The sequence below is a fragment of the Pseudomonas fragi genome (genome assembly GCF_002269505.1).
GTDB classification, from domain to species: domain Bacteria; phylum Pseudomonadota; class Gammaproteobacteria; order Pseudomonadales; family Pseudomonadaceae; genus Aquipseudomonas; species Aquipseudomonas fragi_D.
In genome coordinates this window covers 19,533-32,529 of record NZ_NQKQ01000030.1, presented here as the reverse complement: position 1 = coordinate 32,529, position 12,997 = coordinate 19,533, and the positions used below count along the sequence as shown (strand labels likewise).

Annotated in this window: 14 protein-coding genes; 6 read left to right on the top strand and 8 right to left on the bottom strand. The window is 59.9% G+C overall.

The genetic code is table 11. The annotated features are described in order from the left end of the window. The 3 genes from CJU81_RS20685 to CJU81_RS20675 all read right to left on the bottom strand — a co-directional run bounded on the left by CJU81_RS20685 (position 1) and on the right by CJU81_RS20675 (position 4,192). Positions 1-1,539: a PepSY-associated TM helix domain-containing protein gene (locus tag CJU81_RS20685; protein ID WP_095038052.1), complete on the bottom strand. Its 1,539-nt coding sequence runs from the start codon at positions 1,537-1,539 to the stop codon at positions 1-3. Beyond that, positions 1,536-1,826, bottom strand: coding sequence for an iron transporter (locus CJU81_RS20680; protein WP_095030856.1), 291 nt, complete (start codon positions 1,824-1,826; stop codon positions 1,536-1,538). Before CJU81_RS20680 ends, CJU81_RS20685 begins: the two co-directional genes overlap by 4 nt. Positions 1,827-1,933: 107 nt before the next feature. Next, positions 1,934-4,192, bottom strand: coding sequence for a FepA family TonB-dependent siderophore receptor (locus CJU81_RS20675; RefSeq protein ID WP_095038051.1), 2,259 nt, complete (start codon positions 4,190-4,192; stop codon positions 1,934-1,936). A 305-nt stretch (positions 4,193-4,497) separates the two neighbouring features. On the opposite strand from CJU81_RS20675, the gene CJU81_RS20670 reads away from it, so the two are divergent. The 3 genes from CJU81_RS20670 (at position 4,498) to CJU81_RS20660 (ending at position 6,687) form a co-directional block, all read left to right on the top strand. Continuing rightward, entirely contained in the window at positions 4,498-4,839 is a 342-nt protein-coding gene (locus tag CJU81_RS20670) for an FKBP-type peptidyl-prolyl cis-trans isomerase (protein WP_095038050.1), read from the top strand. A 41-nt stretch (positions 4,840-4,880) separates the two neighbouring features. Next, on the top strand, positions 4,881-5,984 hold the full coding sequence (locus tag CJU81_RS20665) for a DUF1615 domain-containing protein (protein WP_141232620.1): 1,104 nt from the start codon (positions 4,881-4,883) through the stop codon (positions 5,982-5,984). 163 nt (positions 5,985-6,147) lie between these two features. Further along, the gene (locus tag CJU81_RS20660; protein ID WP_095038049.1) at positions 6,148-6,687 is read left to right on the top strand and encodes a DUF1523 family protein; all 540 of its coding nucleotides are present in this window, start codon (positions 6,148-6,150) and stop codon (positions 6,685-6,687) included. Positions 6,688-6,777: 90 nt separating this feature from the next. Here CJU81_RS20660 and CJU81_RS20655 read toward each other — a convergent pair whose 3' ends face one another. Both CJU81_RS20655 and CJU81_RS20650 read right to left on the bottom strand, forming a co-directional pair. After that, entirely contained in the window at positions 6,778-8,079 is a 1,302-nt protein-coding gene (locus tag CJU81_RS20655; protein WP_095038048.1) for an MFS transporter, read from the bottom strand. Positions 8,080-8,351: 272 nt separating this feature from the next. Then, the gene (locus tag CJU81_RS20650) at positions 8,352-9,215 is read right to left on the bottom strand and encodes a diguanylate cyclase (RefSeq protein WP_095038047.1); all 864 of its coding nucleotides are present in this window, start codon (positions 9,213-9,215) and stop codon (positions 8,352-8,354) included. A 184-nt stretch (positions 9,216-9,399) separates the two neighbouring features. Here CJU81_RS20650 and CJU81_RS20645 point away from each other — a divergent pair, with 184 nt between their 5' ends. After that, positions 9,400-9,771 carry a GFA family protein gene (locus CJU81_RS20645; RefSeq protein WP_095038046.1) on the top strand — a complete coding sequence of 124 codons (372 nt, stop codon included), beginning with the start codon at positions 9,400-9,402 and terminating at the stop codon, positions 9,769-9,771. An 81-nt stretch (positions 9,772-9,852) separates the two neighbouring features. On the opposite strand, the gene CJU81_RS20640 is transcribed toward CJU81_RS20645, so the two are convergent. Beyond that, complete coding sequence (locus CJU81_RS20640; protein WP_095038045.1) at positions 9,853-10,233, bottom strand: RidA family protein; 381 nt, start codon at positions 10,231-10,233, stop codon at positions 9,853-9,855. Between the two features lie 161 nt (positions 10,234-10,394). Here CJU81_RS20640 and CJU81_RS20635 point away from each other — a divergent pair, with 161 nt between their 5' ends. Continuing rightward, entirely contained in the window at positions 10,395-11,297 is a 903-nt protein-coding gene (locus CJU81_RS20635; RefSeq protein WP_095038044.1) for a LysR family transcriptional regulator, read from the top strand. Here the strand turns inward: CJU81_RS20635 and CJU81_RS20630 are convergent. Then, a complete protein-coding gene (locus CJU81_RS20630; protein ID WP_095038043.1) occupies positions 11,245-11,829 on the bottom strand; it encodes a TetR/AcrR family transcriptional regulator in 585 nt (194 codons plus the stop codon). The genes CJU81_RS20635 and CJU81_RS20630 overlap by 53 nt on opposite strands. A 106-nt stretch (positions 11,830-11,935) precedes the next feature. Between CJU81_RS20630 and CJU81_RS20625 the strand changes: the two genes are divergently transcribed. Further along, complete coding sequence (locus CJU81_RS20625) at positions 11,936-12,436, top strand: HPP family protein (RefSeq protein WP_095030868.1); 501 nt, start codon at positions 11,936-11,938, stop codon at positions 12,434-12,436. A gap of 37 nt (positions 12,437-12,473) precedes the next feature. Here CJU81_RS20625 and CJU81_RS20620 read toward each other — a convergent pair whose 3' ends face one another. After that, positions 12,474-12,977 (bottom strand): RidA family protein, encoded by a 504-nt coding sequence (locus tag CJU81_RS20620; protein WP_095038042.1) that lies wholly within the window; start codon positions 12,975-12,977, stop codon positions 12,474-12,476. Positions 12,978-12,997 lie beyond the last annotated feature (20 nt).

Sequence of the window (12,997 nt, the reverse complement as noted above, 5' to 3'; positions counted from 1 at the left end):
TCAATTCACCTCGGCCATGACGGCGGTCTTTTTGCGCGGCACCCGCTCCACCGCCGGTTGCGATACTTTCCAGCACGCCCACAACAACAAGGCGCCCAGCACCATCGCGGTCAGCTCAACACCCATGCTGCTGTGCAGTGCCCAAGGCCGGTTGACTGTAAATACACTCAACAACGGCAAGCTCACGCACATCAAACCTGCCAACCCCAGCTGCTCGCGCCAGGCCTGCATGCGCGGGCGCACCAGCGCATGAACAAAGCTCAACGCCCACACACCAAAGAACACATTCAATTCCGCATCAGGCCGATCGACCATGCCCAGCGGCAACAGCCGGTTGCCCCACAACAGGCTGATGCAGGCCAGGCTCAAGCCCGCCATGACCGTCACGTTGAGGGCTTCAACCAGACGGTAGAGCACCTGGGCAACCCGACCTTCGCTGGCGTACTTGCGCCGCCGCTTGACCGTGAACAACACCAGCCCGCTGGCAATCATGGCGCTGCTGATCAGGCCGCAAATAAAGTACAGCCAGCGCATCGGGTAACCGCCGAACTGGGCAAAGTGCAGCCCTGAAATTACCCGATGGGTCAGCACCGTGGGCCGCATTTCGGTCGGCCCGGATAATTGCTCACCGCTAACCCCGTCAAAACGCATGCCCTGGCCCTTGGTCAGGGCAATGCGATTGCCCAGAATCGGACGGATCTGAATTTCGGCATTGCTCATCCCGGGGTTGCTGATGCTGATCCCGCCCAACGGTCCCATGACTGCCCGGGCCTGGCTCAGCAACGGCCCCAGGGCTACCAGCGGTGCAGGCTCTGTGGTTGCCGGGCGCTGCACGGCAACGCTGGCCGGCGTCTTGTCCTGTGCCTTGAAAAAGGCCTCGCGGTCACCATCGAATAGCGCGTCCATCGCTGCCGGCATATAGATCACCAGAAAAATCGCCAACCCGGTGTAAGTGATCATCAAGTGAAACGGCAGCAACAGCACGGCACTGGCGTTATGCGCGTCAAGCCACGAGCGCTGGCCTTTGGCGGGGCGGAAGGTGAAGAACTCCTTGAAAAACTTCTTGTGGATCACGATGCCGCTGACCAACGCCGCAAGCATGCCCATGGCCAGCGCACCGACCAGGTAAATGCCGATCATGCGCGGCATGTGCAAGGTGAAGTGAAACAGAAAGAAAAACCGCCCCCCTACTGTTTCGCGCACCGGCAACACTTCGCCGGTATCAGGGTCCAGGGTCACCGACACGCCATCACGGCGCCCGCCGGTAGAGGCCTGCAATTGCGGCGAGCGCTCATAGGGCAGGCTGATGCCCCACTGTTTTGCGTCGGCCTTGTGGGTCTGCAGGTAAGTCAGTGCCCGTTGCGCGGCCTGCTCGTCGGTCAGGTGGTGGGCCGGCAGCTCGGGGGTCATCCAGTTGTCGATCTCCTGATCAAAGACTGCCAGGCTGCCGGTTAAAAAGATCACGAACAACAACCAACCGACGATCAAGCCGCCCCAGGTGTGCAGCCAGGCCATGGATTGGGTCAGGGTCTGTTTCATCCCAGTTGCTCCAGCAATTGTGGCCAAAAGCCGATGCCTGCCAGGGGCACCGCGAGCACTGCGCCCATCCAGGCTGACCACTGATGGCGGGCGGCAAACGCCCACAGAATGGCGAAGGTATAGATCACGAACGACAGCAGGCTGGCGACGATCATCGAGTCCACATTGTCCAGCGGCAGCAGCCGCGCCAATGCAGCAGTAAAGGCATAGGTAAAGGCATAACCGCCGACCAGCGCAGCCAGTGTGCGCGACACAATCGGCACCCAGGCCGACGTTGCGAGTTTCATTTGTTCAATCCCCTACTATCGAGCTGCGGTTTTTTGCCCGGGCCAGATGCGACAACGGCGCGGCACCCGTTTTCACGGGTGTCGCGCCTGCATGGGCCACAGTGTTATCAGAACGAACTGGTCACCGAGGCAAAGTACGCACGGCCCGCCTCGTTGTAGGTTTGCGCACCCGCTTCGTCCGCGTTGCCTTTGCGGTACAGCTGCTTGTCGAACAGGTTGTTGATGCCCACCCGCACGCTGAAGTTTTTGTTGAACTCATAGCCGCTGCTCAGGCCCACCAGACCGTAAGGGTCGACCGGTTGCTGCACGGATTTGTCGAGTGCTTCGTTGGCGCGGTTGTTACGCTTGGGCGCTTCCTGCTTGCCGTAGTAAGTACCGCTGACCTGGAACGACAGTTTTTCGGTGGCGTACCAATCGAGCATGGTGTTGAGGGTGTACTTGGGGATGATGCTCAGCGGGTCGCCGGTTTCCTTGTCCTTGCTTTCGATCATGTAGGTCAGGTTGGTGTTCCAGTCCAGATCGTCACGCAGGCTGACAAACAGGTTGCCTTCAACCCCTTGCACGATGGCCTTGCCGCTGTTTTCCCATTGCAGCACGCGACGGCCGTTGGGCAGGCGGAATGCCGCTTCGTTGCTGGCATTGATCTTGTTCTGGTAGTCGTTGCGGAAATAGGTGGCGCTGGTGCGCCATGTGCCTTTATCGAATGCCAGGCCGATCTCTTTGTTGACGCTGATTTCCGGCTTGAGGTCCGGGTTACCGACCAGGTAGCAGCCACCGATGTTCACTTCCACCGAGCTGCAGCCCGCACCACGGCTGTACAACAGGTAGTTGGGGTTGGACTGGTACAGGTTCGGGGTCTTGTAGGCCCGGGCAATACCGCCCTTGATGCTCAACTCATCGGTGATCTGGTGCGAGGCATTGAGGCTCGGGCTCCAGTTGCCGCCAAATTCGCTGTGGTGATCAAAACGCACGCCGGGAGTGACGATGGTCTTGGCGCCGACTTCAATGTTGTCTTCAACGTAGAAGGCATAGCTGTTGGCCGTGGATTTGGTTTCGGTGCGGTCAGTGCCCGGCAGCGCCGCGCCACCATCAGCACCCGGGTCCCAGCTTTGCGGGCGCAGCGAGCCCGGGTCGTTGAGCGACTCGTAGAGGTACTCGCCCCCCAACGTCAGTACCTGGGCGGTGCCCATATTCAGCGGCAAGTTGACCTCGCCGGTGGCGCGGGTGTTGCGCAGGCGCGACTCGAACTTGCCGGCGCTCGCAGACGGCGCGCCTTCACCATAACCGGCCAGGCCTTCGTTGAGGCGGGCGTTACGGGTCAGATCATGGGTCAACGAGGCCGACGTCGAGCCCCAGTCAAACGAGCCATTGTGGGTGGCCGAAAAGGTACTGCGTTGCAGCACGCTGGTTTCTTTGCCGGTCAGGCTGTTGACGAAGTCACCACCGCTGTTGAGCATGGTGTCACCGGCAAAAATATTGCCCTGGCGGCTGTAGCTGGCTTCCAGGTCCAGGGTTTGTTCAGGGGTGAACTGCCAGCTGACCAGGCCGTTGATGTCTTTGTTGCGCACGCCTTCGCGGCCCGCCACAACGCTGTCGGGGGATGCCTGGGCGGCGGTGTTGATACCCGGGTCATCAGCATCGGTCTTGTTAAGGCCGCCATACACACGAAACACCAGATCATCCGTGATCGGCCCGCTGAGGTTAAAGTTGGTGCGTTTGCTGACACCTTCGGCGTCGTCTTCCGGCGACAGGTAATAGGCGGTCAACGAGCCGCTGAGCTTGTTCGAAGGGCGCTTGGTGATGATATTGACCACCCCGCCCATTGCCCCGGAACCGTAACGTGCGGCTGCCGGGCCACGCAGGATCTCGATGCGTTCGACTTCTTCGGCCGGTACCCAGTTGGTTTCGCCACGGGTATCACGGTCGCCGCTCCAGCCATAGCGTTGGGCGTTGCGCGAAGAAGACGGCTTGCCGTCAATCAGGATCAGGGTGTTTTCCGGGCCCATACCGCGCAGGTCGATCTGGCGGTTATTGCCGCGCGCGCCGCTGGAGCTGTTGCCGGTGAGGTTGACCCCGGGCTCGCGACGAATGATATCGGACAGGTCATTGGCCGGCGGGCGCTTCTTGATGTCTTCGGCGGTGATGATCGACACGCCCGGCGCTTGCTTCAACTCCTGTGCAGCGGTGCCCAGTACGCGGGTTTCTTCGAGTTGCAACGCCTGACGGGTGCCATCCACCGGCAAATCGGTGGCCTCTACCGGTACTTCGTCACGCTCGCGCTCAAGTGCGTCAGCGAGCAAGGTGGGCGAAGCCAGAGCGGCCATGAGAGCCAGTGAAAGATGACTGCGGTTGAATCGAGACGACATGTCCAGTTGATCCCTTAACAATGGAGTGTGCTCAGCAGGCCAAAGGCTGGAAATTGCTGACGCTCGACCCAGAAAGGACCTACGTATTTAGCTTTCCCCGGCACTGCCAGGGTCGCAATGATAAACAATCTCATTTGAGAGTAAAGCGCAATTGACACCAATCCTCATTCGCAAGTTCCACAATCCCTTTGTTTTAGAGCCTTTTCCTACATAAAAAAATTAATACAAATTGCAACAATGCCCTCAGATCAAGAAATCCCCTGCCCTGTACAATCCTTCATCCTACTTTTTTGAGCCTTGTCACCATGACTGACCAACTGCACATCACTGACCTCTTAGCCGGCGACGGCAAAGCCGTGGTCAAGGGCGCCCTGATTACCACGCACTACACCGGTTGGCTCGAAGACGGCACGGTATTTGACTCTTCGCATCAGCGCGGCAAGCCGTTCCAGTGCGTGATCGGCACCGGGCGAGTGATCAAGGGCTGGGACATCGGCCTGATGGGCATGAAGGTCGGCGGCAAGCGCGCACTGCAGGTGCCCGCGCACCTGGCCTATGGTGAAAGAAGCATGGGCGCGCATATCACACCGAACTCCAACCTGCGGTTTGAGATCGAACTGCTGGAAGTGCTTACACGCGACGATTGAGCGCGACTGCACGTTGCGCACTACTAGGGAGTTAAAGGCTGGTGAATCGATTTTTCAGGTGTTGTTTACCGATTATTACGCTAGTGGCACTGGCAGGTTGCAGCAGTCAGAGCACGCAGACACTGCCAAGCCGGACTCCCGACCAGACCCGCGCCCGCATTGTGCAACTGCTGCCGGCCAAGACCGCGGACCGCACCGGCTGGGCCACTGATATCCAGGTCGCATTCAGCGCCCAAGGCCTGGCGCCCACCGATGAAAACCTGTGTTCCGTGCTGGCCGTGACCGAGCAGGAGTCGACCTTCCAGGCCGATCCGCCGGTGCCGGGGCTGGCCAAAATCGCCCGCAGCGAAATCAACCGCCGCGCCGGCAAGCTGCATATCCCCGAATTTGTGGTGCGCAGTGCGCTGAACATCACCTCGCCCGACGGCAAAACCTACAATCAACGCCTGGATGCGGCCCGCACCGAGGGCCAGTTGAGCACCATTTTTGATGATTTCATTGGCATGGTGCCACTAGGTAAAAGCCTGTTTGGTGGCTTGAACCCGGTACACACCGGCGGGCCAATGCAGGTCAGCATCGCCTTTGCCGAAAAACGCGCACGGGACTACCCCTACCCCGTGGCCCGCTCGATCCGCCAGGAAGTCTTCACTCGACGCGGTGGCATGTACTTCGGCATCGCTCACCTGCTGGGTTATCCGGTGGACTACACACAACCGATTTATCGCTTTGCCGACTTCAATGCGGGCTGGTACGCCAGCCGCAATGCCGCTTTTCAGAATGCCGTCAGCCGTGCGTCTGGCATACCACTGGCACTTGATGGCGACCTGACCATCCCGGGCTCCTACGCGGTCGGCTCCACCGAGCTGGCGGTAAGGGCTCTTGGCAAGCAACTGGGCCTGAGCCATAACGCAATCCGCCGTCAGCTTGAAAAAGGCGACAGCCTGGACTTCAACGAAACCGATCTGTACCAGGACGTGTTCGCCCTCGCCGACCGCCAGCAGGGCAAGCCGCTGCCCCGTGCGGTATTACCGGGCATCACCCTGCAAAGCCCGAAAATCACCCGCAACCTGACCACCGCCTGGTTTGCCCAGCGGGTTGATGAACGACGCCAGCGGTGCATGAGCCGGGCAGCGGCTAGCCGCTGAGTTTTTGCAGGGGCGAGCCTGCAGGCAAACGCGCAGCTAAAATGCTACAAATTATGTAGCCAGCGCATGCAGGCCTTGTAGTCCCTTGGGCAGGCTGCGATAAGCTGCGCCGCAAGTTCAATCAACAGTCATCAGGAATAATTGATATGTGCGTGGTTTTTGCATGAAATGGCTCAAAGGCATCATTCTGGGGGTCATCCTGCTGGCAGTCGGCGCTGTGGGGCTGGGGCTGTTTTACTTTCTGCCCCAGCACGATGTGGTGATGGTCACGGGGGTTGAGGTCAAGCGCATGGATCACAACGGTGTGATCAGCGCAGAAAACCCGGCTGACGGCCCGACCCGCGATGTGTACTTCATCAACACTGAAGACCCGGTGACCAAGGAGGTCATGGTTTATCGCAACGAAGACACCGGCTGGTCCTTCCCCTGGTATTTCAAGTTCGACTCTGCCGATATCCAGGCCAAGGCCCAGGGGTACTCCCGCGATGCCAACCAACTGGCACTGATCCGCTACTACGGCTGGCGCATCAAGATCTTCTCGGTATTCCCCAATATCACCGCGATAGAAGCCACCAACAGCCGCGATGAACCTTTCCCCTGGTTCAACACCGTGTTCTTCAGCGTGCTGGCACTGGTCTTGATCGTGATTGCCGTCTTTATCAAGCGTCGCGTCAAACGTCGCCCACAAATGCCGGTCAATTGATCGCTGCGCCCCTGCGGGGGCGCATTCCAGGGGCCGTCAATCGGTCACCCGCGACACCCTCCCCTGCGGCCTCACCGGCAGTCCTTGACCTCAAGGTTTGCCGGTAGCCACAGCCAGCTCGTCTGCCACGCCAACATCGGCCTCGCGCTCATGCTCCAGCACGGCCTGGGCCAGGTCTTCGGTGACGCGCATCTCGACACCAACTGCCGACATTTGTGCCGCAGCGGTAAAAGGTGCTGCGGTCACAGGCTCCGAGCCCTTGGCACGGCGCCAGGCAAACAGCAGCACCAGGCCCACGTTCAGCGCGGCCAGGGCCCAGAACAGCCCGGCCTCACCCACCCGGGTCATCAGCGGCGAAATCACCAGCGGGCTGATGGCACAGCCCAGGGAGTTGATCAGCAGCAGACCCTGGATCATGCTCACGATCGCCCCAGACGATGCCCGGTCCGCCGCATGGCTGACCGCCACCGGGTAAATCGCGAAGATACCGCCCCCCAGCAGAAAAAACGCCACCACCAACAGCGGCGAACCGGCTGGCAGCATCAGGATGATCAGCGACAGCAGCGCACAGGCAGCGCCCAGCACGATCAATACCAGGTGCCGGTCCTGATGGTCCGACCAGCGCCCGACCGGGTACTGCAACAGCATGGCGCCGAGAATCACCCAGGCCATCATATGCCCCACTTCGGTGACGTCCATGCCGATGCGTTGCAGATACAGGGGCAGCAGCGCATAGACCGCCGCAATGGCAATGCCCGAACCAAAGCAGCCAATCACGCCGGTGGGCGTGGCACGCAGCAACTGCAGCGGCATCAGCGGTTCTGCGCGCTCAACAATGGGGGTTGCCCGCGGCAGCATGACAATGGGCAACAACGACAGCGAGGCCAGAATGGCGGCGATCATAAAGGGCACCGTGTCACCGGTCAGGGCAATGGCGCCCAGATTGACCTGCCCCAGCAACCCCGCACCGTAAAGGGCAATCATATACAGGGCCAGCAGGCGCCCGCGAATCTTGGGGTCGGCGGCCATCAACAGCCAGCTTTCCACCACCAGGAACACGCCGACGCTGGCCCAGCCGTTGACCAGGCGCAAGACAAACCATGTCCAGGGCTCGGATGACATGCCCTGGAACAGGATCGAGGTGGCAATCAATGCCGCGAAGCAGCTGTAGGCGCGGATATGGCCGATGCGCACGATCAGCCGGTCATTGAAGATCGAGCCCAGGGTCAGGCCGATAAAATAAGCGGAAGACACGATGCCGACCATGGTCGCCGATTGGCCCATGGTGTCCAGGCGCAGTGTGGTCAGTGAGGCAAGCATGCCGTTGCCGATACTGATAATAAACAGCCCAAGTAACGGCGCCAGCGCCATCGCCAGCAATTGGACAGACATGATTGACTCAAGACCTCATTGTTCATTGGATAATCCGCTCGGGCAAAAGCACAGCGGCGCCTGCCGGCAAAGGCCGGGGCGGGACAGAAAAACCGAAGGTGTGATTGTGCGTCTTCGACGCCACGGACGTGGTGGACGAGTGACAGGCAAGGCTCAAGACAAGCATCGACCCGGCAGAATCAGGGCGCGCATAGTAGCTGCAGCCGGGGGCAATTTGAAGCGAGCGCTCCGGGATTTTTCAGGCCATTTTGCCGCAGTTGCCCAGCCCCTTGTCATCCGGCCCTGGAACGCTGCCTTTTTATCCGGTACATATCGCCATCGGCATGGCTGAGCAGCGTATCGGCATCCTCGCCGTCTACGGGGTAAAAGGCCATGCCGATACTGCAGGACGGCATTTGAATCCCGCCAAATTCAGCACCGAGCGGCTCGGCCATCGCCACCGTAATCTGTTCGATCTTCCATGCCACGTCGTCCGCAGACTGGATATCGGTCAACAGCACGGTGAACTCATCACCGCCCATGCGCGCCACCGTGTCCGATTCGCGCACGCAACTGTGCAGGCGTTGCGCAGCCATGCACAACACGCGATCCCCGGTGGCATGCCCATAGGCATCATTGATGCCCTTGAAATCATTCATATCCACAAACAGCAAGGCCAGCGTGCTCTGGCGCCGGCGTGCGGTACGCAGGGCAGATTCCAGGCGGTCATTGAACAGCGAACGGTTGGTCAGTTTGGTCAGCGGGTCGTGATGAGCCAGAAAGCGCAATTCATCCTCGGCCTCCCTCAAGGCCGTCACGTCCCGCGCCACCCCGATCCGCGCACCGACATCCTCAGACCAGAAGGCTGCCCAGAGGATATGCACGACAGCGCCATCCTTGCGGATATAGCGATTGCGAAAATCGACATGGGCCTGGCCATTCATCACCCGGACAATGGAGGCCCGTGAAATCGCCAGGTCCTCAGGGTGTATATAGTCCGTGATCAGGGTCCCCGTAAGCTCGTCGGCACGGTAGCCCAACAGGGTCTGGCAAGCATCACTGACAAAGGCAATCCGGTTGTCCCTGTCGACCACAAACACCGTGTCCAACATCAGATGGATCAGTTTGGGATAGAGCGCCTGCAGGTCAACGGCCATAGCTCGGGGTGTCCGGTTTGAAAATCGCCCTGATCATAGCCTGATAGCAAAGCAATGGCCAAATAACCATTTTATGTGGCATTTTTGGCGTCAAAAACCGGACACCAGCAACGCCAACAGAGATAGTCAGCGGGTCGCATCAAGGTGCTAAAGTCAGTATTTGTTCAAACCCAGGGACGCCACCATGACAGAGCGATATCAAGGCAGCTGCCTGTGTGCAGCGGTCCGTTATGAGCTGCTCACAACGCCAAAAGCAGTGAGCCATTGCCATTGCGGGCAGTGTCGAAAAGGCCATGGTGCCGCATTTTCCTCCTACGCCAGCATTGCGCGCAGCGCACTGCGGATACTTCACGGCGCTGACAAAATTACGGCCTACTCTTCCTCGCCGACGGTGGTCCGCGAGTTTTGCTCGCAGTGCGGTTCGACCCTGTTCTGGTCACGCAGCGAAGGTGAGTTTGCCGACTGGATTTCCATTGCGCTGGGCACGCTCGACACGCCCTTTGTGGCACAAAAGCAAAAACATGTTTATCTCGATTCGCCAGTGCACTGGGTTTGACCCTCTCCCGCAGGGAGAGGGTGCTGGTTTGCGGCGTTGCGCAGATCTGCTTTTGCCTTGAGTCCCCTCTCCCTCCGGGAGTCAGCCCTTGGCCGCCATGGCCGTCACTTCCACCCGCATCCCCGCAACCGCCAGCTCGGCCACGCCTACAGCCGCCCGCACCGGCCACGGCTTGGCAAAGAAACGTTTATAGACTTCGTTGAAGGCCGCACGATCAGCCATATCGGTCAGGTAAATAGTCAGATGCAACACCCGCTCCATCGAGCTGCCCGCCTTCTCCAGCGCCAGCTTGAGCGCCTGCAACGTGCACTCGCTCTGCTCGATAATCCCGCCCAGTTCCAGGCTGCCATCAGCACGGGTCGGAATCTGCGTCGAAACCAGCAAGCCCGCGAAACCGGCAACATCCGAAGAGATGGAGTCCGCATCAGGATCAGGGATAAAAGTGAGGTCGTGTTGAGACATAAGTAATCGCTCGCTTGAGTTGAAAACAGCCATTGTCCAACGTCCGCCCGCACCGTGCGCTTTTTTTTGCGTGGCCGCGCATGCGCGTGCTTGGCTAATACGGCTTGTGATCCATTATCATGCGCTTCGCCATGACGTCGTTGCATAGCCTGGAGTGCCCTGTGGAAATCAAACACCTGCGATCATTTGTGACCCTGGCCGAAGAGCTGCACTTCGGCCGCGCCGCGCAACGGCTGTCCATTGTCCAACCGGCCCTGAGCATGCAGATCAAAATGCTTGAAGAAGAGCTGGGGGTGCGTTTGTTCGAGCGTAACCGGCACTCCGTGGCGCTGACCGAAGTGGGCACTATCTTCCTGCCCGAAGCCCGGGCCACGCTTTACCAGTCAGCGCACGCAGCGGATGTGGCCAGGGCGGGCGGGCGCGGAGAGATCGGCCGCGTTCGCCTGGGCTTTGTTTCCTCGGTACTGCCCGAGCTGCTGCCCACGCTGGTCCGCGCACTGCATGCGCGCTTGCCACGCATCGAGCTTGAACTCAAGGACATGCCCGGCCCGGATCAGGCTGCGGCGCTGAAAAGCGGCCAGCTCGACTTCGGCCTGATGCGCCTGCCGGCTGCCATCCCGGGCATCCATACCCGTGCAGTGCTGCAGGAAAACTTTATTGTCGCCCTGCCCGGCGATCATCCGCTGGTGGCTTGCACCAGCCTGCATCCAACAGACCTGGCGCAACTGCCGGTGTTTATCCTGGCCCGGCGCTACGCCCCCGGCTTTTACGATGAGCTGATGCAAGCGCTCACCCGCCAGGGCGCGCAGTTGCAGATAGCAACCGAACTGGGTGAGTTCACCACCATGCTGGCGCTGGTGTCCGCCGGGCTGGGGGTTGGCCTGCTGCCGGCCAACGCCGGGCGCGCACTGCCCGCCAATGTCATCTCCAGGCCCCTGCAGCTGGGCGACTACCGGGCAACCACAGGGCTGGCATGGACCGACCTGAACAGTGCGGTGAAAGCCACCGTATTCAGTTTGATGGATGAACTTTTACCGCCGGTTCAGCCGCCATTTGCGGGCTGAGCAATACCACCATATCCCTGGCCGCCTTGATCAAGTCAGGGCACGCACCATTGACCTGGCATGACACGATCAAGCCCTCGCCGATCAGCAGAAGCTGCATGGCTGCCAGGCGAGGATTGCTACACCCTGCTTGCGCGTACATGTCCTCAAGATAAGCCTGCAGTGCTTGCTTGTGCTGGCGTGCCAGCCTGTGCGGCGGCAATGACAGGCTGGCATATTCCGCGGATGCGTTGATGAAAGCACAGCCGTAAAAGCCCGGCTCCTGAACCCAGGACGCTATAAAATCAAGGTAGGCAAGCGGGCGCTTTGCGGCGGGAACCGCATCAACCACCGCACGCACTTTCGCCAGGAACTCGTTGTGGCGTAGCTCCAGGGCGGCCTCGACGAGATCTTCCTTGCTGGAAAAATGCCGGTACAGGGTTTTCTTGGTAACGCCTGCCTCCTGACTCAACTGCTCCACCCCGGTAGCGTGAAAGCCCTGCCGATAGAACAGGCGCAAGGCGGCGCTGGTGATCACATCAGACGTACTCATTGGCGCTGGCCTCCTGTGGAATCAGCACAGTGTATACCGATCGGTTGACTTTCAAGGATACCGATCGGTATCCTTTTGTGCCATTTCCCTTATCGCGAGTACTACCATGCCGACCCCACGCCTGCTCAAATCAGGTGCGCCAGCCGCGCCCTCGCTGCGTTTCACGCTGACATCGTTCATGGGTGTGGTCATCGCCATTGGCGCTACTGGCTGGCTGAGCAACCTGTCGGGCACACCGTGGCTGATGGCTTCGATGGGAGCCAGTTGCGTGCTGGCATTTGGTGTCCCCGACTCGCCGCTGGCGCAGCCACGCAGCATTATCGGCGGGCATGTCATCTCGACTCTGGTGGGGCTGATTATTTTGCACACGCTGGGCAATTCATGGTGGGCATGTGCTTTGGCTGTAGGTCTGGCGCTGGTTGCCATGCAACAAACCCGCACCGTACATGCTCCAGCAGGGGCAAACCCGATTGTGGTGCTGATGACAGGCGCGCCGCTGTCTTTTTTGCTAACCCCGGTGCTGGCCGGTTCCATCGTGATCGTGGTGGTTGCCTGGTGCCTGAATAACTCCCGTCACCCGGGCAGTTATCCCAAGTACTGGTGGTAGCGCGCTTGCCTGCCGGGCAAGCGCATTGGCGACGGGGTTAAGGCCGGGCTGCCGTGACCTCGATCTCTACCAGATAGTTGGGGTTGGCCAGGCCGGCCACCTGGAACGCCGAACGGGTTGGCAGCTTGGGCTGGGCCTTGGTGCCGAAGAACTGGGTGTAGCCCTTCATAAAGCCAGCGAAGTCCATTTTGCCGGTTTCCGGCGTGCCCACCAGATACACCTGCATCTTGATCACATCGCCCATGCTCAGGCCCAGGCTTTTGAGAGTAGCCTCGATATTTTTCAGCACGTTGACCGTCTGCACTTCGGTGTCACCATAGGCCGCCAGGGTCTTGGGATCAGCCTTGCTGTCGGCAATGGGCGGCACCACACCGCTGAGATTGACCACGGTAACACCCGGCGGAATCTCGACGGCCAGGGAAATCGGGAAATCGGAGTTGGGCAGCTTGTGGCGGATCACTTCTGCGGCACTGACCTGGGTAGCCATCAGGCCGGCAAGCACCGAGGTCAACACAAAAGCGGGGATCATTTTTTTAGACATTTTTATATTCCTTCAAAGGT